Genomic DNA, 20,176 nt, shown 5'->3' with positions numbered 1-20,176 from the left:
TGAGCAGCCAGCCATTTGTCTTTTCAATACCCCTAATTCTGCTTTTATGCGGCTGCTGATAACGGGCTCCAACGGTCTTTTGGGCCAGAAACTGCTTGGCCGGCTGCACCAGCAGCCGGGCGTGACGCTGCTGGCCACCGCCCGCGGTGCCAACCGCCTGGCCGATGTATTTCCCACGGTGCCTTTCACGGTGCTGGATGTGACCGATGCCGCCCAGGTCGACCGCGTTATTGGGGAATGGCAGCCCACGCACGTGGTGCACACGGCCGCCATGACCAACGTGGACGAGTGCGAGCTGAACCAGGACGCTTGCTGGCGGCAGAATGTAACGGCCACCGAAAACCTGGCCCGCGCCTGCGCTGCCCACGGCGTGCATCTCACGCATCTGAGCACCGATTTCATCTTCGACGGTTCCCGCGGCCTGCTCGCGGAAGATGCCGTGCCCAACCCCATCAGCCACTACGGCCGCAGCAAGCTGGCCGCCGAGCAGGCCGTACAGCGCGTGCCTGACCTGCGCTGGGCCATTGCGCGCACGGTGTTGGTGTACGGGGTGGTGCACGGCGGCGGCCGCACCAACATTGTGCTGTGGGTGCGCGACTCGCTGCGCGCCGGCAAGCCCATCAAAGTCGTCAGTGACCAATGGCGCACGCCCACATTGGCCGAAGACCTGGCCGAAGGTTGCTGGCTGCTGGCCCGGCACGATGCGCAGGGCATTTACCACCTGTCGGGCCGCGAGTACCTCACGCCCTACGACATTGCCCAGCGCGTGGCCGCCTATTTCTCGCTCGATGCCAGCCTGATCGAACGCGTGGACGCCAGCACGTTTTCGCAACCGGCCCAGCGCCCCTTGCGCACCGGTTTCGTCATCGACAAGGCCGCGCGTGAGCTGGGCTACCAGCCGCACAGCTTCGCCGAGGGCATCGGCATTGTATCGGCCCAGGCAGGCTGATACTTCACTGGCCTTCTCAGACGAGCCCGACCGTAGCCGCTGCGGTCGGGCTTGCGGTTTTAGGTAACCTCGGCCGGAATCGGTCCGTTAGCCTCCGTGCTCCTTGTCGTCCTCTTTTCCACAACCAAACCACCTTTTTATGAAAGCATTAGTGTTTCACGGCATCAAAGACGTGCGAGTCGACACGGTCGACGACCCGAAGATTGAAGACGCGCGCGACGCCATTATCCGGGTGACGAGCACCGCCATTTGCGGTTCCGATCTGCACATCTACAACGGCGGCATTCCGCAGCCCCGGCCCATGGTGCTGGGCCACGAGTTTATGGGCATTGTGGAGGAAGTGGGCAAAGGCGTGGGCGGCAAGCTGAAAGTGGGCGACCGGGTAGTGGTGCCCTTCCCGATAGCCTGCGGCACCTGCTTTTTCTGCAACCGCGACCTGCCCGGCCACTGCGAGCATTCCAACCCCGACCACTACGGCCCCGAAGGCGGCGTGTTGACGGAAAAAGGCGGCGCCCTCTTCGGGTACACCGACCTCTACGGCGGCTACAACGGCGGGCAGGCCGAGTACGTGCGTGTGCCCTACGCCGACTACGGCCCCCGCGTCATTCCCGACTCGCTTACCGACGAGCAGGCCCTGTTCCTCACCGATATCTTTCCCACCGGCTACAGCGGCATCGACTGGGGCGAGGTGAAGGGCGGCGAGTTCGTGGCCATTTTCGGGGCCGGTCCGGTGGGCATCATGGCCGCCAAATCGGCCTGGCTGCGCGGCGCGGGCCGCGTAGTCATCGTGGACGTGCTACAGTACCGCCTCGACAAAGCCCGGGCCACGGCCAACGTGGAAACCATCCTGTGGGAAGACCGGAAGCAGGTGATTGAAGAAATCCGCGCCCTGACGGGCGGCCGCGGTGCCGACGTGTGCGTGGAGGCCGTGGGCTTCGAGCCCGAGCGCGACCTGCTGGACCGCGCCAAGGCCGTTATTAACTTTGAAAAAGGCTCCCCCAAAGTGCTGGAAGCCTGCATGAGCGCCGTGCGTCGCGGGGGCAACGTGTCGGTGCTGGGCGTGTACGGTGCGTATTTCGACAACTTCCCCCTGGGCCAGTTTTTCGACAAAGGCATTACGCTGCGTGGCGGGCAGGCCCCTGCCCACAAGCACATCGATACGCTGCTGCAGTACGTCATCGACGGCAAGGTGCAGCTCGACGACGTCATTTCGCACCGCCTGCCGCTGGCCGAAGCCGCGCACGGCTACGACATCTTCCGCAACAAGAAGGACAACTGCACCAAAGTAGTGCTCAAGCCCTAGCTGTCGTCGGCAACCTTTTCGACTACTTCAGGAAACACCCCGGCCGCACCGGCCGGGGTGCTTGTTGTCCGGGCCTTACCTTGCGCGGCCTTTTCTGTTCGAGTTATGCTTCTGCGTTATCAGTTCTTACTGCTGCTGTGGTGCACGCTCCTGACCCGAGCCGCCGCCCAATCCGCTACGTCCGCCGCAGTTAGTACCCTGGCCGGTACGGCGGGCAGCAAGGGCAGCGCCGATGGCGCGGGCGCGGCTGCCCGCTTCAGCCGCCCCATGGGCGTGGCAGTAGACGCCGGCGGCAACGTGTACGTGGCCGATACCGACAACCATGTCATTCGCAAAATCACCGCCGCAGGCCAAGTCAGCACCTTGGCCGGTACCGCCGGGCAGAAAGGCTTCGCCGACGGCATCGGCCCCGCAGCCCGGCTGTTCAACCCCGTCGGTCTGGCTCTGGATGCGCAGGGTACTCTGTACGTAGCGGACACCGGCAACAACGTCATTCGCAAAATCACGCCCGATGGGGCAATATCTACGCTGGCCGGAGCTGCCGGCCTTCCCGGCACCGCCGACGGTGTGGGGGCCGCCGCGCGGTTCAATCAGCCCCACGCCTTGGCCGTCGACGCCGCAGGCAACGTGCTCGTGGCCGATACCTACAACCACACGGTGCGCCGCATCAGTCCCGCCGGTGCCGTGACTACGCTGGCCGGTACCCCCAAGCGCATCGGCAGCCTCGATGGCCCGGGCACGGCGGCCGGTTTCCGCTACCCCTACGGCATTGCCGTCGAAGCCAGCGGCGCGCTCTACGTAGCCGACAACGGCAACATGACCGTGCGCCGTATCGGCGCTGACGGCACCGTGAGCACCCTAGCCGGCAAGGTCCGCAAATTTGGCAACGCCGACGGTACCGGCGCGGAAGCCCGGTTTGGGGCGCCCTCGGGTATGGCCCTGGGCGCCAGCGGCACGCTGTATGTGGCCGATGCGGCTGGCATGGTGGTTCGGCAAATCAACCCTGCCACTGGGCAGGTGGGCACCCTGGCCGGCGACGCCAATTCGCCAGGCAGCGCCGACGGATCAGCGGCCGCGGCCCGCTTCAAAAGCCCGTTGGGGCTGGCCATAGGGCCCGGCGGGGCCGTGTACGTAGCCGACGGGCGCAACCATACCGTGCGGGTAATTCGCTAGGTGAATGGCGGGGGCTAAAGGATCGGAATGCCGTGCACGCGTCGGCTGGCTTTCGTATCTTGAAAGCCATTCTCCTGCTCCTGCCATCAACCTGGGCCGCGTGCGTTGCTCGGTTGATTTTGCGCCTTACCAAACCACCGCTCTGAAAACCGTACTGTTTCGCTCCGCTTTGGCGGTGCTGCTGCCCGCCGCGCTGCTGTCCGCTTCCCACGCCCAAACGCCCGCTGCCCGCGCCGCGCTGTCGGCAAAACTAGCGCCGCCGCTGCAGCTGGTTCCGCGGGCCGCTGCTTTCCGCGTACAGGTTCTGGATGTTGCTGCCTTCCGCCGCTGGACCGCCCAGCACCTGCCCGGCGCCCACCTGCAGGCCACTACCGATGCGCAGTTGTTTACCGTGCAAGGAGTCGCCACAGCCACCGCGCTGGCGGCCTGCCCCTACGTGAGCTTTGTACAGGCCGCCGACCGCCAGGCCCGGCCGGAGCGCCAACTCAACGGCGCTGACCTCATGGCCAACAAAATAACCGCCGTGCACGCCCGTTACCCGCAGCTTACGGGCCAGGGACTGACGGTTTCGGTGAAGGAAGACCCCATTGACGAAACCGACATCGACTTCAAGGGGCGCCTCGTCAACCCTGACCCGCAGGCGCAGGTACTTGATGCGCACTCTACCATCATGACCACGCTTATTGCCGGAGCCGGCAACTCGTCGCCCAACGGCAAAGGCGCGGCTTGGCAGGCGCGCATCGCCCAAGCCAGTTCCCGCAACTTATTGCCCGACAACGGCGCGACACTGGCGGCGCAGGGCGTCTCGGTGCAAAATCACTCCTACGGGGTGAACGTGGGCGTGGAGAATTTCTACGGCCTCGAAGCCCGTGCCTACGACGCGCAGGCGCGGCAATACCCGGCCTTGGTGCACGTATTTTCTTCCGGCAACATCGGCAACCAGCCCGGCGCTGCGGGCACCACCTATGCCGGACTGGCCAACACAGCCAACCTCACCGGCGAGTTCAAAAACGCCAAAAACAGCCTGAGCGTAGGCAATACCGATGCCCTGGGGCAAGTGGTGGCGCTCAGCTCCCGCGGCCCCGCCGCCGACGGCCGGGTGAAGCCCGAGCTGGTGGCCTACGGCAGCGGCGGTTCTTCCGACGCGGCGGCGCTGGTGTCGGGCATCAGTCTACTTGCCCAGCACGCCTACCGGGAGCGGCACGGCACATTACCCACCTCGGCGCTGGTGCGGGCCGCCCTACTGAACTCGGCCGACGATACCGGGCGGCCCAACGTGGATTTCGTAGCAGGTTACGGCCAGGCCGACGCGCTGGGGGCGGTGCAAACCATGCTCGACGGTCGTTTTGTGGCAGGGAGCGTGGGCCAGGGACAGGAACAGGTGTTTCCGCTGACGGTGCCGGCCGGTACCCACCGCCTCAAAATCACACTGGCCTGGACGGACCCGGAAGCCGCCGCCAACGCCGCTACGACCCTTGTCAACGACCTGGACCTGACCCTCGCCCGGCCCGCCGATGGCCAAAGCTGGCTGCCGTGGACGCTCAGCGCCTATCCCCACCTCGATTCGCTGGCCCAGCCCGCCCGCCGCCGCCCCAACCACCGCGACAACGCCGAACAGATTACGCTGGACCTACCCGCGGCTGGCACTTACGAACTGCGCGTGCGGGGCTACCAACTGGGACAAGGGCCGCAAGCTTTCAACGTGGCCTACGAACTGGAAAACGGCCTTACCTGGCTTCACCCCTCAAAAGCGCGCAACGTGCGGGCCGGGGAAGAGGCGCTGCTGCGTTGGCAGTGGGCCGGCCCGGCCACGGACGCCCGGCTGGAATACCAGGTCGTAGGGCAAACTACCTGGACCACCATTAGTACTTCCGTTGATCTAGCCCGGCAAACTTTGCGCTGGTCGGCCCCTAGTACCCCGGCAGCCGCTCAGCTCCGCTTCGTCACCGCTGCCGGGGCCGTTGCCTCCGATACGTTTTTCGTAGCCCAACCACTGCTGCTGGATGTGGCCTATGCCTGCGCCGATGAAACGCTGCTCACCTGGACCCCGGTGCCCGGCGCCACTCAGTACCAAGTGTACCGGCTAGGCGCCACCCAGTTGGAGCCCTTCCGCTTGCTGCCCGATACCGCCCTGCGCCTCACCACCACCGAAGCCACAGCCCGCTACTACGCCGTGGCTCCCGTTGTGCAAAGTCGGGTAGGGGAGCGGAGCAGTACCGTGGATGTGACCCAGAGTTACTACGGGTGTTACGTGCGCTCCTTCCTGCCCAAGCAGCAGGTGATGGACACGGTTCAGTTCAACCTCACGCTGGGCACTACCTACCGCTTGCAGAGCATTGCGCTGGAACGACGGAATCCCGATGGTAGCTTTTCCGCCGTGCAAAGCCTGACCACCAACTTACAGTTGACAACCCTGCTCACCGATCCGCAGCCGCAGCTGGGCCGGGCCGAATACCGCACCCGCCTGCAACTCAGCACGGGCCAAACCCTCTACAGCCAGACTGAAGTCGTAAACTTCGTGCCCGCCGTGGCCGATGTGCTGGTGTATCCGGTTCCGGTAACCGCCGGGGAACCCCTGTTTGTAGTCGGTCCTCCCGAGCAAGCGTTACGCATGCGCCTGTTCGATGTACTGGGCCGGTTGCAACGCGACGTAACAACCGACATCAGCATCATCAAAGAGCTGGATACCTACGGACTGAAGTCCGGCACCTATCTATTGCGGGTAAGCATACCGGGAGGCCGCGAAGTAACCCGGCGCATCCTGGTGCTATAAAACGTCGCCGGACCTGCCTTACTACCAACGGCTACACTTAGGCGCGTGGAGGCAAAAAAAGCACGTCATGCTGAGCGCAGTCGAAGCAACGTTACCGAAAGACACAACGAAGCGGTAGCGTTGCTTCGGCTGCGCTTAGCATGACGTATCAATTTTATCCAAACAGACCTTTTTCCTCACTGTCCACACAGGCAAGCTCGCCTCGCTGGTGAAGTGTTTCCTCACGATCCGCCCATAGGCCAATACTGCTAGCTCAACGGAGCGAATAGGGCGGGGCTGAGGTGAATAAAGCGGTTTTACTTCACCCTAAAGCCAGCAGAACGCAATTCTCTGTACGGCTTAGAACGGTACAGTCTGCATTGCTACAAGCAAGCAGGCAGTATAGCACGGTATTAGGTAACAAAAAACGTCCCCTGGCTCAGCCGAGCCAGGGGACGTTTCGCGTTCTGCTAAGCGGCGAGGCTTAGTAGAGGTAGTTGAGGGCAATACGGTCGTTGGAGTTGAACGGGCGGCTAACACCGTTGCCAACGCAGGCCAGCATCCACGAGTTGGGGTCGGCACCCGAGGGCGTACCGGGGATGAGAATAGCGCCTACCGTGCTGGCACCTTCGTTGGAGGCTGCACCACCGCAGCTGTATGCGCGGTTGAAATAGTCGGTGTGGCGCAGGCCAATGCAGTGGCCCATTTCGTGCGCCATGATGGTGGCAATGTAGCCAACGTTGGTGCTGTTGATTACGCTCGGCGACAGTTTGAAGCCAGGAGCGGGGTTGCCACCCGAGGGGAAGCCACCCGACTGGCCCAGGATGCCAGCACCCAGGTACTGCGAAGTAATGGGCAAATCAGCAGAGGTGCTGCCGGTGATGCGCGTAAAGCGAAGCTGCAGGTTCTCCGCGTTGTAGCGGCGGATGGCCTCATCCACAGCCGATACATAGGCAGAAGGGAAGCTGCCGATCAGTTTTACCGTCAGCGTGCGGGGCAGGCGCTGTACCAAGTTGGTGGTGCGGTATTGCTCATCTTCGCCAACACGGAGCAGTTGGCTCTCCGGCTTGCTGGCCAGCACTTCCTTAGTCAGCAGGATGTCGCCTTCCACCACAATACCGTCGTCCACTTTTTTGGCGTCGGCCGAGGTAAAGCCCAGTGCTTGGATTTTGGATAACTCGTCTTTCGAAATTTGGTCTTTAGCAAGAACTTCTTCTTTCTTCTGGCACGAGGAGAAGGCCACCATTGAGAAGGCAGCAATGCTCAGAGCGGGTAAAATTTGGGTAAGCTTCATAGAGGTTTTGGTTGGTTTGGTTGGGTTTGGTGAAAAGAACGACCAAAAAGTCGGACTAAAATTCAGAATAACAAAATTTTTTTAGTGGAACCTTGTAAATGTTTCAACGGTATGCGTGCGCGCGCTCATGTATTCATAGCGGAGTTCAGAGGGGTTAGTCCTTAATATTAAGCCAAGTTTATATTTGTATTTATTGCATAAGTGAAAACAAAATGAATTCTGGGTCCATCGTTGCTGCTTCGTTGGCGTAGTACAATTGGCACGGAATTGCCCTAACAGCTTCTGTAGCCCGGCATGGCATCCGAAGGCGCCACAACGCAAAAAGAGCAATCGGCGCATCCCAACGACGCGCGGCGCCTTGCCGCGCCCGTTTTCTTATCTTTGTTAGGAACCGGATTTTCCGTCGGGCCTGTCTTGGGCCCGCTTACACATAGATATTTTTTCCGTGGCTTGCACTTCATGTTCCAGCGGGGGCGGATGCTCTACGTCTGGCTGCGGCTCCAAAGGGGGCTGCTCATCGGGAGGCTGTAACCGCCTCAACGTTTTCGACTGGCTGCAGGACCTAGACCTGCCCGTCGACTTCAAAGAATTCGATATCGTCGAGCTGCGCTTCAAGGGCGGCCGCAAAGAGTTTTTCCGCAATACCCATCGTTTGGCCCTCGTCACCGGCGACGCCGTGGTGGTGGAAACCGGCGGCAACGGCTGGCACCTTGGCCACGTGTCGCTGAAGGGCGAACTGGTGCGTCTGCAGATGCGCAAGAAAAAGGTGCCCGTCGACCACAAGGACATTCGCGGCATCATGCGGGTGGCCACGGCCGAGGACATCGAGAGGTTTGAAGCCGCCCAAAACCTGGAGTTGGGCACCATGTTCAAGGCCCGCTCCCTCGTCGACGAGTTGCGCCTGAAAATGAAACTCTCCGACGTGGAGTATCAGGCCGACCGCACCCGTGCCACATTCTTCTACTCGGCCGAAGACCGGGTGGATTTTCGGGACCTGATCAAGCGCCTCGCCGATGAATTCCGCGTGCGGGTAGAGATGCGCCAGATTTCGTTGCGCCACGAAGCCGGCCGCCTGGGCGGTATCGGGTCGTGCGGGCGCGAGCTGTGCTGCTCTACCTGGCTGACGGAGTTCAAGAGCGTGAGTACCACCGCCGCACGCTACCAAAATCTGAGCCTGAACCCGGCTAAACTATCGGGCCAATGTGGGCGGCTCAAGTGCTGCCTCAACTACGAGCTCGATACCTACCTCGACGCGCTGAAGGACATTCCGCAAGTGCAGCGCCCCCTGCAAACCCAGCAGGGCGAAGCCTTCCTGCAGAAGACCGACATCTTCAAGAAGCGCATGTGGTTTGCCTACCGCGGCGACAACAACTGGCACATGCTCACGGCCGAGCGCGTGCGCGAAATCCAGACGCTGAACAAAGCCGGGGAGAAGCCGGACGCGCTGCTGGCCCCGGTGATTGAGGCCGAACCCACGCCCAGCGTGCAGGACCACGTGGAAGGCTCCCTCGACCGCCTCGACGACAAAATAAAAGGCGTCAAGCGCAGCAAGCGCAAGAAGAAGCCTACCACCACTACCGCTCCGGGCAATGCGCTACCCAAGCCCACTGCTTCGGTCCCGAAGTCGGCCCCAATGCCGCGGCCGGAACCCAAGCCGAGGCCCGAGCCCACGGGCGTAGCTACGCCTTCTGAAGGAGCCGAAGGACGGGCCCCGAAAGGCAGCCGTTCGGGTAGCCGCCGTGGGGCCCGCAGCGGCGCCAGCAACGACGCGCCACGGCCCGAGCGGCCCACGCCGCGCTTCGACCCACGTTTCCGCAACGCGTCGCCATCGGCCGACGGTGCGGCGCCGGGGACACCAAAACCGGCAGCTGACAGCGGAGCCGCCGAACGGTCGGGCCGCAGCAGCCGTTCGCGGCGCGGCGGCCGCCGGAGCGGGGGCGAAGGCGGCGGTTCAACTCCTCCACCAGCTGCTTCGTAGCCCATGCCGATGAACAACCTTGCCCTGTTGCGTGCGATGCTGTGGCTGCTGGTGCTGCCGCTATTGGTGGCCTGCGACCCAAACCGGGTGTACGAAACCAACATCGACCTGCCCGACTATGCGTGGTCGGTGCAGAACAAGCCCTCGTTTTCGTTCGATATTCAGGACACCACGCAGTTGTACGACGTGTATTTCAATGTGCGCAACGCCTCGGCCTACGGCTACTACAACCTGTATGTGAAGCACACACTCACGGGGCCCGACGGGCAAGTGGTGTCGCGGCTTTTGCACCACATGGTTCTGATGGACCCCAAGACCGGCGAACCACTCGGCGACGGCACCGGCGACATTTTCGACCACCAGTTTCTGGCCCTTCCGAAGCAGCGGTTTGCGCGCCCCGGTACCTACACCGTGGTGCTGGAGCAGTACATGCGGCAGGACGTATTGCCGGGCATCATGGCTATGGGCGTACGGGTAGTCAAAGCCAATGAAAAAGCACCCGACACGCCTTAACAAGCTTGTTTTTTACCTGAAGCCAGCCACTGCCCTCCCGCAGTGGCTGGTTTGTTTTTGGGCGGTGACGAACTTGGTTGCGCGTAGAAAACAACGGACCAGGCAATGGGGAAACATAGTATTTTACTATGTATGAAAGTGTGCAAAAAACGGAACTCGGCAGAATGCGCAGCGTATAGGATAGGCACTTTTTGTTTCCCCATCTTTTCACCCAAAACACCCTCATCATGGCTGACAACACCAAAAATCAGAACGACGCCAAGAACCAGAATGCCGGTTCGATGCAGTCGGGTACTTCGGCTTCCGGCTCGACATCGACCGGCGGCATGAACTCCGGCACCAATCAATCTGGTTCTACCACGAGCCTGACCAGCGGCAGCACTGACAGCAACCGTACGTCAGGCTCGAGTGTTTCCAGCCAGTCGCTGGCCGACTCGCAAACGAGCATGGGCCAGGGAGCGGTGTCGGCTGGCAAGAGCGGCAGCACCAGCCGTACGAGTGGCGCCAGCACGGGCAAATCATCTGCCAGCGGCAGCAAATCGTCGAGCAGCAAATCGGGCGCTACCAGCGCTACGGGTGCCAGCGGCACGTCGGCCACGGCCAAGAAATCGGGCAGCAAAGGCTCGTCGTCTTCGTCGAGCAGCCGCAGCCAAAACCAGGACTCTTTGTCGATGTCGGGCAGCCAGCAAAACAGCGGCGGCATGGATAGCAACTCCGAAAGCCGCGGCAACTACGGCGGCAACTTCGGCAACAGCACCCAGGGCAGCTACAACGACCGTGACCGGGACGAAAATATGTACAGCGGCTCGGGGCGTGGCGAATACGGTAGCCAGGGCTCCGGCAATACCCAGGGTGGTTACGGCAATCAAAACCGCGACTACGACACCCGCTCGCGCGGCAACGAGTACGGGCAGGATCAGTACAACCGCGGCGGCCAAGGCAACTCCTACGGCCAGTACAGCGGCCGCGACGAGTACCAGGGCCAAGGTGGCTACGGCAATCAGGGCGGCTACAGCGGCAGCTACGGTCGCGGCTCGCAGGACATGCACCAAGGCAACATGAGCGGCGGCCAAGGCATGCGCGACTCCTACGGCTATCAGGAGCGCGGCTACGGCAGCCAAAGCCAAGGAGGCATGAGCAACCGCAACGACCAGGGAGGCTACGGCAGCCAAGGTGGCGACTACGGCCGCGGCTCGCAAGGCAACATGGGCCGCAACGACTACAACAACGACAACGGCTCTAACTACGGCCGCAGCCAGGGCTACAGCGAAGATTACGGCCGCTCGTCGATGGGCGGGGGCATGAGCAACCGCGGCGGCCAAGGCATGCGCGGTGGCTACGGCCAAGGCGACGACAGCCAGTACGGCCGTCGCAACCAGCACGAGGATTACCGCCCGTCGCGTGGCGGCGACTATTCCGGCTCGGGCCGTTCGCAGAGCATGGGCGGCGGCTACCAGGATACCTACGGCTCGCAGGGCGGCGACTACAGCGGCCGTAACTACGGCGGCAGCAACATGCAGCAAGGCGACGACTACGGCCGCGGCAACCGCGGCATGAGCGGCGGCAACATGGGCGGTGGCTACGGCGGCGGCTACAACGACGACCGGTACGGCTCGGGCCGCTCGGGTTCGTCGTACGGCTCACAAAACGAGAACTACGGCTCACGCAGCGGCTACAACCAGGGCCAGGGTGGCTACGGCGGCAACTCCGGCGAAGGCTACGGCTCGCGCGGCGGCTCCTACAACGACGAGTACGATTCGTCGAACCGTAACTCGCGCACGGGCTCGGCCTCGCGCGGCGACTATGACTCGCAGGACCGCAACCGCAACTACGGCCAAGGAAACCGCAACAGTTACCGCAACCAATCGAACGACGATTCGGACTACGGCTCTGCGCCGCGCCGCAACAGCGGCCGCGACGACGATGACCGCTACTAAGTGGTAATTGACCGATAACAAAAAAGGCTTTCTGCAGTGCAGAAAGCCTTTTTTGTTGCCAATGGAGAATCATTCACCGGTGGCTGCCGAGTATTGTAGGTACACGACCACGGACAGCTAGTCGGCGATTCGCTACGCCGCCGCAAACGCGGTGCGGTGGTCTTGGGCAAACTCGGCGAAAGTGCGGGCCGGGCGACCTGTTAACCGTTCCAGATCAGGCGCCACGGTGGCGGCGTATCCGGCTTTGCCGATGGCGTTCAGTTCCATCATGGCATCAACAAGCCACTGCGGAGCGCCTTGCATACCCTGGCGGGCTGCATCCTCGGGCAGGTCGACGTAGCGCACGTCGCGGCCAGCGGCTTGACCGATGATGCGAGCTACCTCGTCGGTCGACAACGCTTCGGAGCCGGTGAGTGGGTAGGCGCGGCCGTGGTGGCGAATCGGGTCGTCGAGCAAGATGGCGGCGGCGGCAGCGGCAATATCCTGCGCGTCGATGTAGCTGAGGCGGCCCTGGCCGAGCGGCAGGTAAATAGCACCTTGCTGCCTGATGCCGTCGGCGTGGTAGGTGATGAAATTCTGCATGAAGCTGCTGGGCCGCACAATAGCGTACGACAAGCCGCTTTGCGCCAGATATTGCTCGGCTTCGCGGTGCCAGCGCCCCAGCTGAATGCCGGGCTCGGCCTCGGCGCCCAGTGCCGATAGTTTCACAACCTGCTTGACGCCGGCGGCTTTGGCGGCATCAATGAGCTGCCGGGCAACGGCTACCTGCTCGGGCGAAAACGGCGTGATGAGAAACACCCGGTCGACGCCAGTGAAGGCCGGCACGAGTGTCTCGGGGCGTTCGAAAGCCAGCTCCACTAATTGCACTTCGGGATTCAGGTGCTTGAGCCGGTCGCCTTTGATGACGGAGTGCACCCCGGCCCGCACGGTGGCCCCGCGGTTGGCCAGTGCCCGGACGAGTTCAGAGCCTACCGTGCCCGTAGCGCCGGTAATGAGGATGGTGTCTGTTTTCATAAGAGTGAATCAGAGGGCAATAGCGAAACCAGCGTGAAGCATCACTTGCCGTCGTGCACGGCGCGGTAGAGCTTTCCTTTTTCGTTGCTGATTACAAAGTCGTGGTCGTTGACGAACGTGAGGGCTTCGGCCTGGCCGCTGGTGGGAAGTGGCAAGCAACTTTTGGCACCCGAGAAAAGTTTTTGGCCGGGTTGCGGCTCGATGAGGTACACGTGGCCGTAGCCCAGCAAGGCCACGGTGCGGCCGTTGGGGCTGATGTCGGCTGCCGTTATCCAGGTGTTGATGCGGATGCTGTCGGCCAAGCGCGCTACGTAGTTGCCAGGTTTGGCGGGCAGGTGGTATTCTTTCACCCAATTGCCCTTGCCGCGGTTTTTGGTGAACAGGTATAAGCTGTCGTCACGGAAGAAGAAGGCTTCACAGTCGAAGTTGCGCCGGGCTTTCTTCGGCGGGAACTGCTGCTGATCGGGGTAGCGGAACAGGATGGTATCTACCTGCGTGAACTGTGGGCCGCTGAGGCGGTAGATGCGCAGGTCGCGGCGCTTGTTGGCGTTGTTGCCAAAGTCGCCGATGTACAGAAAGCCGCGTTGGCGGTCCTGCGCGAGGTCTTCCCAATCCACGTTGTGGGCGCCGCGCACGGGTTGGGTGCGCAGCAGGTCACCTTGGGGCGTAATCAGGTACAGGTTGCTGGTGTTGCCCCCGTCGCCGTGCGTCCACAGGTCGCCTTCGGCGTTGGCCAGGGCCAGGCCGGAGCTTTCCACCACCTTGTCGCGCTCCATGCGGCCCACTTGCTTGATGGTATACGCCTGCGACACCCGCTCAAAGTCGCCCCGGTCGGCGTCGCGGGCACACCCGCAAATCACCGACTGCAGAAAAATCAGGAGAGGAACAAGCTTGTCGCGGAGGACAAAAAGCATGGCAGAAGAGCTTGAGTGAACAGAAACGCTGCGGCGCTACACGCTGGTTTGCGCTTACGCAAAGTAGCCCTCGGCGGCTGTTTCTGGCACTGGCTTCGGCGCTTAAAACCGCAGATACGGCAGCAGTTTCTGATAGTCTTCTTCGCTCAACGTGCGGATCTGCTGCAAATCGGCGGCCTGCTTGAACGGCCCGTGCTGGGCACGGTAGGCCACCAGCACCCGCGCCAGCCGCTTGCCCACGTAGGGGTGCGGGTACAGGTCCTCAAACGAGCCTTTGTTTACATTAATGGGCGCGGGCTGAAAACCCGCAGCCACAAACGTGTACTTGCGCAGGCTATCTACCAGGTCGGGCGCGTCGCGCAGGCTGTAGATTTCGGCCGTTTGGTTCACAGAAAGGAAACCGCCCAGCCGTCCGCGGTACTCCACCACCCGCGCCGACAACCGCCGCCCCACGCCCCGAATCTGCATCAGCTGGGTGGTGTCGGCCGTGTTCAGGTCGAAGGCCGCCAGATGCTTGGGCTTGCGCGTAAACTTTGAAGGAGGAAAACGGGCCGAGTCGGGGCCGAAGCGGCTTTTGGGGTAGCGGCTGGCAAACTCCCGGGCCGCGCGCGGCGGCAGCGCCTCGGGCAGTTGGATGTAGGGAGCAAGACGTGCGTATTGTTCCTCGGTCAGGCCGTAGGCTTTGTGAATCTGTTCTTTGGCCTTGAAGCCGCCAATGGCGCTGCCGTATTTCACCAGGCGCGTGGCCAGGTAGCGCGGCAGCCCGCGGGCCTGCCAGCCGGTTTCGTCCAGCGCGTTGGGGTCGAAGGGCGCCAACGGCACCTGCGCCACGGCTTCGTAGGGCTTGCGCTGGGGGTATTTGCTGCGGAAGCGCGGGGTGTAGGCGGGGCGTTGCGCCGCCAGCTCGGCCGCTACGGCATCGAGCTGCTGGCGGTCAGTAGCGGGATTGTAGGCGGGCAGGGCTGGACGCAGGAGAACGGGCGCCGAAAACAGGCCCAGCAATACCAGCAGCAACACGGCAAACCCGTTGGTTTCAGCCCGCGAAAACCCAAAATGGCGGCGCACCAACCGGTGCAGCGGCGTAAGCAAACCCATAAAAACCAACTAACAAAACGACGAACAATAGCTTGGTGACCCCGCGCCAAAGCACTGGGCCGGGTGTAAGTAAAGAAATGAATCGGAAAATAGGAATAGCAGAATGTGGTGCCAGCCGATTCGGCCTCACTTGGCCAGCGGCAACTGGTACACGGCCACGCCTTCGGGCAGAAAGCAGTAGGCGTATTGTTCGCCCACCAGCACCTGGCTAACGGCAGTGCCGGCCGGCGTGGGCAGCGGTTGGGTACGTTCCTTCAGCTGGTAAAGGTGAAAGAAGTGCAGCTGCCCGTCTTTCAGGAAATACAACTCGTCGCCGCGGAAACCGATGGTGGTAAGGCCTTGGAAGGGGAGGCGTTTGCGGAAGTTGCCCAAGTTGTCGAACACCCACACGTCGGAGTTGTGGTCGACGAGGTAGAGGTTGTTCTGGTACTCGCGCAGGAAGCGAAAATCGGGTTTCTGGCGGCCCAGCAGCAAATCGAGCGGGGTGTTGATGCTAAAGCGCTGCTGTTGGGTGCTGAACTGCGAAAGCCGCAAATCACTCTCGTTGAGCAGCCACAGGTTTTCGTCGGGCGCGAGGGTGGCGGCTCGAATCTGGCCGTCGGTGTACTCGGCGAGGCGTGTGCTGGAAATGGGCGCCAGAAACCGGTCGAGAAACAGCAGCTCCTGCCGGTCGTCGTAGAACACAAGCACCTTGGTGGTGTTCCAGGCTTCTACCTGGGCCGTGTGGCCCGGCAGCGGCGGCGAGTAGACGGCCAGCGGCTGGCCATCGGGCGCAAACTGCCGCAGGTTGTTCTTGGCGTCGGCCACGTAAAGGTTGCCGCGGCGGTCGAGCGAGGCCGGGCCGGGCTGCGGCAGCGCAATGGTGCGCACCAGCTTCCAGGCTTCGGGCGCAGCCGGTGTAGCTGAAACGGTTTCGGCTGGCTTGCCTGCGGGCTGCGCCGGCGGGCGTACGGCGGCCGGGGCCGAGGGCGGCGTGGTGGCCGTTTGGGCTGAAGCCGTCAGCGGAAAGGCGAGCAGCAACAGCCCGCCCAGCAGCATCGGCAGCCGCGGGTGCAAGACGTTAGCCGGTGAAGTGTTCGAGGGCGAGTTGCTGTCCGTCATACACCGCGTAGGTACAATAATTGACCCATTCGCCCAAGTTCACGTAGCGGCTGCCGGGGCCCACTGGCACATCGAGCGGGAGGTGGCGGTGGCCAAACACGTAGTAGTCGTGGTGAATGCGCTTTTCCAACTCGCGGCAGTACACCAGCAGCCACTCGTCGTCGCCAAAATACTGGTCGTCTTTGCCGGTGTTGCTGATACGGCTGCGCTGGCTCCACGCGTTGGCAATGCCGATGCCGAAGTTGGGGTGCAGGCGCGCAAACAGCCACTGCGCTACCGGCGAGGCAAACACGCGCTTCAAAAACTTGTAGGTGTAGTCCTTCGGCCCCAGCCCGTCGCCGTGGCCCAGGTGGAAGCGGTGCGGACCGATGTTCAGGCTGACGGGGTGGCGCAGCACCGGAATGCCCAACTCTTCGGTGAAGTAGCCGAACATCCACATGTCGTGGTTGCCGGTGAAGAAGGTGATGGGAATGCCGCGGTCGGTGAGTTCGGCCAGCTTGCCCTGCAGCCGGATAAAGCCGCGCGGAATAGCGTGACGGTACTCAAACCAGAAGTCGAAAATGTCGCCGACGAGGTAGATGGCCGCCGCGTCCTGCGCGGCCATATCCAGCCAGCGCACAATGCGCCGCTCCCGCTCCTGCGAGGCCGCCACGGAGGGCGCGCCGAGGTGAAAATCGGAGGCGAAGTACACGCGCTGGCCCGGCCGCAGCGGCACGTCGGGCAGGGTGGGGAGCATCTTAGGCGCCGAGGTCATCAATCAGAAACAACGTGATGCTGCGCGGGCCGTGGGCGCCCAGGACCAGCGTTTTTTCGATGTCGGCGGTGCGGCTCGGGCCGGTAGCCAACGAGAGCATCGACGGCAGCTTGTCGGTCCCGTACTGCTGCTCCAGCCGCGCCAGCGCGTCGCCGATGTCAGCCACGATTTGCGAGGCGCGGGCAAACACCAGCTGCTGGTCGGGGTAAATGCTCAGGCGCCGCCCGCTGGCTGTGGCCGAGCTGAGCACCACCGAGCCGGTGCGGGCTACCAGGGCTTCGCAGGTCGTCAGGCCCGCGTCGGCGTGGGCAATGAAGTCGGTTTCGTCGCCCGTAAACACGATGCCGGCCGCGTGCAAGAGCTTCTTCAGCTCCGGTTCCCACACAAACAGGTGCTCGATGCTGCGCTCCTTTTTGAGGGCGAACAGCTGGTCGAAAAAGTCGGCTTCGGAGGCGCAGTAGTAAAACGTGCCGCCCACCCTCACAAAGCTTTCGGCGAAGAGCACCGTGAGGTCGTCGGCCGGCGGGGCGAAAACGGGCGAGGTGAGGTTGGGCGTGGGCGGCAGGTGGGGGCTGGGCTTCTGCAAAGCCTCGCGCACACGGCGCAGCACTATGTCGCGGGAGGTTTCGGAGGGCATAGGTGCAAAGCTAACCACGGATTTAGACGGATTTTTCGGATTCCACGGATTTTGTGGACGAGTTACCTCCGTGCTTTAACAGATATATTGGCCCAAAAAGTTATGCATCCGAAGCAATTTGAAAGTGTGCTCAAGCTTGCCGCGCCTCAACGGTTTGAATACTTCGTCAGGAAAATAGCCGATTTTTAAGCGGTATGGGGGCTAAAAGAGGAAGAAGGCTGGGCAGTAGTCGCTAACGATGAAGGGCAGGAAGTGCTGCCGTTCTGGCCCGAAGAAGCGTTTGCCCAAGCCTATGCCGTTGAAGAATGGAATGGCTACAAACCTGCGAAAATAGAGTTGCAGCAGTTCATCGAGAAATGGCTGCCGGGAATGATAACGCATGATCAACTAGTCGGTGTATTCCCTAATCTAATGCGACAAGCTATAGAAGTGTCTCCTCAGTATTTGCCGGACGCTTTAAATCAGGAGCTGGAGCAATACGAGTAATAAAAGTCAAGTGAAACAAACGACTCAGTGCCCTTAACAGAAGTCGACAATGAATATTTGAGGGTGAAAACGAAAAGCGGTACCGCAGCTTCGAGCCGCAGCACCGCTTCTCCTATGTAAGATTGCGTCCGATACCTATTTACTAAGGACCTTAAACTCCGTCCGGCGGTTCAGCTGCCGGCCTTCCTTGGTGTTGTTCGTGGCCACGGGTTGCGTATCGCCGTAGCCGGCCGAAGTGAGGCGCGCGGCGGCCACACCCTTGCCGGTAAGGTAATCGACCACGGCTTTGGCGCGGCGCTGCGAGAGGTCCTTGTTGTATTCGGCCTTGCCCACGTTGTCGGTGTGGCCCGAAATTTCGATGCGCAGGCTGGGGTATTCGGTCGTCATCAGCTGCACGAGGCGCTGCAGCTCGGCGGTGCTTTCCTTGCGCAAGGTGGCCTTGTCGAAGTCGAAAAAGATGTTGTTGAGCACCACTTTGGCGCCCACATCAAGCTTCTTGAGCGGAATGTCCTTCACCACTTCCGAGTAGGCCGCGCCCTGCGGCAAATCGAAGTTTTCGGAGTGGAACAGGTACCCTTCCTTACGCACCACAATGCCGTAGTTGGTGCCCGAGGGCAGCGACACGAGGTAGCGCCCCGACTGCGCATTGCTGGTAAACGAGGCAATGGTCTGGGCCAGCGAGTTGTCGACCAAGTCGATGGTGGCCTCGATGGGCTGCTTCGAGTCGGCGTCGGTTACAGTGCCTTTCAGGATGGTTACCTGGGCCGAGGCAATGGCGACCGGCGGGGCCAGCAGGGTTTCGCGCAGCGGCGCGGCGCGCGAGGCCAGCAGCTGGTCTTCGCCCGACAGCACTGGCGGCTTTTCGGGGCCGAGGAAGGTAATCTGGTAGATGTCGCGGCTGCCTAGGCCGTCCTCCTCGCGGGTGCTGCTGTAGTAGCCGTGGCGGCCCGAGGCCGACAGCACGAAAAACACGTCGTCGTCGGGGGTGTTAATCGGCCAGCCCAGGTTTTCGGGCTTGGTCCACTGCCCGTTTTTCCACTCCGACTTGAAGATGTCGTAGCCGCCCATCGAGTTGTGGCCTTCCGACGAGAAGTAGATGGTTTTGCCGTCGGGGTGCACGAAAATGCCGTCTTCGTTGAAGGGCGTGTTAATCACCGGTCCGAGGTTTTCGGCGTCGCCGCGGCCTTCGATGTCGATGCGCCAGATGTCGTGGCCGCCGCGGTTGCTCTTGGGGGAGCCGTTGCTCACAAAGTAGAGCATGCGCCCGTTGGGCGTATAGGCCGCCGAGGGCTCGTGCGACTGGCCGCCGTTGATGCGCCGGCCCAGCTGCTGGGGCTTCTTCCATTCCGCGCCTTTCAGCGAGGCTTCGTGCAGGTCGCCGGCGCCGTCTTCCACGTAGGTAATCAGCCGCTGGCCGTCGGGGGCCAGCGCCACCACGGCGTCGTGGCCTTTGGTATTTACGTTGGTGCCCAGGTTGCGGGCCTGCTGCCAGGTGCCGTCGGCGTTGCGCACCGACTGCCAAATGTCTTCGAAGTAGCCGCCCGTTTCGGGGTCCTTGTCGTCGCCCACGCCGCCCTGGCGTCGCGAGGTAAACAGCATCACCGATTCGTCGGCCGTGATGACCGGCCCGTAGTCGGCCGCGCTGGAGTTGACGTTCGGCCCCACGTTGTCGATGAACACGCGGGCCGCGTTTTTCTGCAACGCCATGCCCGATTGGCACTCGGCAATCTTCTTGTTGATGTCGTTCTGGCGGGCGTTGGCGTCTTTCAGCCCGGCCGGTGGCTGGGCCGCTTTGTATTCGGCAATGGCCTCCGTCCACTTCGCGTTCAGGTGCAAGGCCCGGCCCAGCAGGTAGTGCAGGCGCTCATCCACTTGGGGGTTGAGCTGCTGCGCTTTCTGCAGGTAGGGCAGCGACTTGGCTTTAAGGCCACCCGAGCCCAGGTAGCAGGCCCCAATGCGGAAGTTGAGCAGGGCGTTGTTGGGGTTGAACTGCTGCGCGGCCAGGTAGTGCGGCAGCGCCTGCTCGTAGCGGGGCGGGTCGGTGTCGTACCACTCGTTGCCCAGCTTGATTTCCTTGAGCGCGGTTTTCAGCCCTTCCTTGTCGCCGTTGAACTGGTCTTTGGTGAATTCGATGTTCTGGTTTTGGGCCGAAGCCGAGTAGGCCAGCAGCAGTGCGGCCAGGAAGGCGCCCAAGCTGCGGGGCCACTTGGAGGTCGTAATCTTCACAGCGCGAAAGGCGGGCGTAGGTACTGAAATCATCGTCGCAAGCATCAAAG

16 protein-coding genes are annotated in these 20,176 nt (G+C 62.3%); 8 read left to right on the top strand and 8 right to left on the bottom strand.

The features are described from left to right. Positions 1 to 46 precede the first annotated feature (46 nt). The 4 genes from F0P96_RS06685 (at position 47) to F0P96_RS06670 (ending at position 6,198) form a co-directional block, all read left to right on the top strand. On the top strand, positions 47 to 949 hold the full coding sequence (locus F0P96_RS06685; protein ID WP_151078064.1) for an SDR family oxidoreductase: 903 nt from the start codon (positions 47 to 49) through the stop codon (positions 947 to 949). A gap of 139 nt (positions 950 to 1,088) precedes the next feature. Further along, positions 1,089 to 2,252: a zinc-dependent alcohol dehydrogenase gene (locus F0P96_RS06680; protein WP_151078063.1), complete on the top strand. Its 1,164-nt coding sequence runs from the start codon at positions 1,089 to 1,091 to the stop codon at positions 2,250 to 2,252. A 105-nt stretch (positions 2,253 to 2,357) separates the two neighbouring features. Further along, positions 2,358 to 3,425 (top strand): NHL repeat-containing protein, encoded by a 1,068-nt coding sequence (locus F0P96_RS06675; protein ID WP_151078062.1) that lies wholly within the window; start codon positions 2,358 to 2,360, stop codon positions 3,423 to 3,425. 100 nt (positions 3,426 to 3,525) lie between these two features. Next, entirely contained in the window at positions 3,526 to 6,198 is a 2,673-nt protein-coding gene (locus F0P96_RS06670) for a S8 family serine peptidase (protein WP_160620378.1), read from the top strand. Positions 6,199 to 6,661: 463 nt separating this feature from the next. Here F0P96_RS06670 and F0P96_RS06665 read toward each other — a convergent pair whose 3' ends face one another. Further along, complete coding sequence (locus F0P96_RS06665) at positions 6,662 to 7,471, bottom strand: M57 family metalloprotease (protein ID WP_151078060.1); 810 nt, start codon at positions 7,469 to 7,471, stop codon at positions 6,662 to 6,664. Positions 7,472 to 7,916: 445 nt separating this feature from the next. Between F0P96_RS06665 and F0P96_RS06660 the strand changes: the two genes are divergently transcribed. The 3 genes from F0P96_RS06660 to F0P96_RS06650 all read left to right on the top strand — a co-directional run bounded on the left by F0P96_RS06660 (position 7,917) and on the right by F0P96_RS06650 (position 11,899). Beyond that, on the top strand, positions 7,917 to 9,449 hold the full coding sequence (locus F0P96_RS06660) for a PSP1 domain-containing protein (protein WP_151078059.1): 1,533 nt from the start codon (positions 7,917 to 7,919) through the stop codon (positions 9,447 to 9,449). A gap of 9 nt (positions 9,450 to 9,458) precedes the next feature. After that, positions 9,459 to 9,962: a gliding motility lipoprotein GldH gene (locus F0P96_RS06655; protein ID WP_151078058.1), complete on the top strand. Its 504-nt coding sequence runs from the start codon at positions 9,459 to 9,461 to the stop codon at positions 9,960 to 9,962. A 227-nt stretch (positions 9,963 to 10,189) separates the two neighbouring features. Beyond that, entirely contained in the window at positions 10,190 to 11,899 is a 1,710-nt protein-coding gene (locus F0P96_RS06650; protein ID WP_151078057.1) for a hypothetical protein, read from the top strand. A gap of 132 nt (positions 11,900 to 12,031) precedes the next feature. On the opposite strand, the gene F0P96_RS06645 is transcribed toward F0P96_RS06650, so the two are convergent. From F0P96_RS06645 to F0P96_RS06620, 6 genes are all read right to left on the bottom strand, one after another. After that, positions 12,032 to 12,913 (bottom strand): SDR family oxidoreductase, encoded by an 882-nt coding sequence (locus tag F0P96_RS06645; protein ID WP_151078056.1) that lies wholly within the window; start codon positions 12,911 to 12,913, stop codon positions 12,032 to 12,034. Between the two features lie 41 nt (positions 12,914 to 12,954). Further along, positions 12,955 to 13,827 carry a hypothetical protein gene (locus F0P96_RS06640; protein WP_151078055.1) on the bottom strand — a complete coding sequence of 291 codons (873 nt, stop codon included), beginning with the start codon at positions 13,825 to 13,827 and terminating at the stop codon, positions 12,955 to 12,957. A gap of 102 nt (positions 13,828 to 13,929) precedes the next feature. Continuing rightward, positions 13,930 to 14,922 (bottom strand): ComEA family DNA-binding protein, encoded by a 993-nt coding sequence (locus tag F0P96_RS06635; protein WP_151078054.1) that lies wholly within the window; start codon positions 14,920 to 14,922, stop codon positions 13,930 to 13,932. A 126-nt stretch (positions 14,923 to 15,048) separates the two neighbouring features. Beyond that, the gene (locus F0P96_RS06630) at positions 15,049 to 16,023 is read right to left on the bottom strand and encodes an NHL repeat-containing protein (protein ID WP_151078053.1); all 975 of its coding nucleotides are present in this window, start codon (positions 16,021 to 16,023) and stop codon (positions 15,049 to 15,051) included. Beyond that, a complete protein-coding gene (locus F0P96_RS06625; protein WP_235917405.1) occupies positions 15,983 to 16,759 on the bottom strand; it encodes a UDP-2,3-diacylglucosamine diphosphatase in 777 nt (258 codons plus the stop codon). Before F0P96_RS06625 ends, F0P96_RS06630 begins: the two co-directional genes overlap by 41 nt. Before the next feature lies 1 nt (position 16,760). After that, positions 16,761 to 17,414 carry a LutC/YkgG family protein gene (locus F0P96_RS06620; RefSeq protein ID WP_151078051.1) on the bottom strand — a complete coding sequence of 218 codons (654 nt, stop codon included), beginning with the start codon at positions 17,412 to 17,414 and terminating at the stop codon, positions 16,761 to 16,763. Between the two features lie 252 nt (positions 17,415 to 17,666). Between F0P96_RS06620 and F0P96_RS21420 the strand changes: the two genes are divergently transcribed. Beyond that, on the top strand, positions 17,667 to 17,900 hold the full coding sequence (locus tag F0P96_RS21420) for a DUF2750 domain-containing protein (RefSeq protein WP_420840945.1): 234 nt from the start codon (positions 17,667 to 17,669) through the stop codon (positions 17,898 to 17,900). 135 nt (positions 17,901 to 18,035) lie between these two features. On the opposite strand, the gene F0P96_RS06610 is transcribed toward F0P96_RS21420, so the two are convergent. Beyond that, entirely contained in the window at positions 18,036 to 20,159 is a 2,124-nt protein-coding gene (locus F0P96_RS06610; protein ID WP_167291177.1) for an OmpA family protein, read from the bottom strand. Positions 20,160 to 20,176: the final 17 nt, after the last annotated feature.

The organism is Hymenobacter busanensis (assembly GCF_008727865.1).
Lineage (GTDB): Bacteria > Bacteroidota > Bacteroidia > Cytophagales > Hymenobacteraceae > Solirubrum > Solirubrum busanense.
This window is presented reverse-complemented; position numbering and strand designations above follow the sequence as displayed.

Excerpts from the sequence above, each read along its gene's own strand:
- F0P96_RS06685 (WP_151078064.1), top strand. The coding sequence starts at position 47 with ATGCGGCTGCTGATAACGGGCTCCAACGGTCTTTTGGGCCAGAAACTG.
- F0P96_RS06680 (WP_151078063.1), top strand. The coding sequence starts at position 1,089 with ATGAAAGCATTAGTGTTTCACGGCATCAAAGACGTGCGAGTCGACACG.
- F0P96_RS06675 (WP_151078062.1), top strand. The coding sequence starts at position 2,358 with ATGCTTCTGCGTTATCAGTTCTTACTGCTGCTGTGGTGCACGCTCCTG.
- F0P96_RS06665 (WP_151078060.1), bottom strand. The coding sequence starts at position 7,471 with ATGAAGCTTACCCAAATTTTACCCGCTCTGAGCATTGCTGCCTTCTCA.
- F0P96_RS06655 (WP_151078058.1), top strand. The coding sequence starts at position 9,459 with ATGAACAACCTTGCCCTGTTGCGTGCGATGCTGTGGCTGCTGGTGCTG.
- F0P96_RS06650 (WP_151078057.1), top strand. The coding sequence starts at position 10,190 with ATGGCTGACAACACCAAAAATCAGAACGACGCCAAGAACCAGAATGCC.
- F0P96_RS06645 (WP_151078056.1), bottom strand. The coding sequence starts at position 12,913 with ATGAAAACAGACACCATCCTCATTACCGGCGCTACGGGCACGGTAGGC.
- F0P96_RS06640 (WP_151078055.1), bottom strand. The coding sequence starts at position 13,827 with ATGCTTTTTGTCCTCCGCGACAAGCTTGTTCCTCTCCTGATTTTTCTG.
- F0P96_RS06635 (WP_151078054.1), bottom strand. The coding sequence starts at position 14,922 with ATGGGTTTGCTTACGCCGCTGCACCGGTTGGTGCGCCGCCATTTTGGG.
- F0P96_RS06630 (WP_151078053.1), bottom strand. The coding sequence starts at position 16,023 with ATGACGGACAGCAACTCGCCCTCGAACACTTCACCGGCTAACGTCTTG.
- F0P96_RS06625 (WP_235917405.1), bottom strand. The coding sequence starts at position 16,759 with ATGCTCCCCACCCTGCCCGACGTGCCGCTGCGGCCGGGCCAGCGCGTG.
- F0P96_RS06620 (WP_151078051.1), bottom strand. The coding sequence starts at position 17,414 with ATGCCCTCCGAAACCTCCCGCGACATAGTGCTGCGCCGTGTGCGCGAG.
- F0P96_RS06610 (WP_167291177.1), bottom strand. The coding sequence starts at position 20,159 with ATGATTTCAGTACCTACGCCCGCCTTTCGCGCTGTGAAGATTACGACC.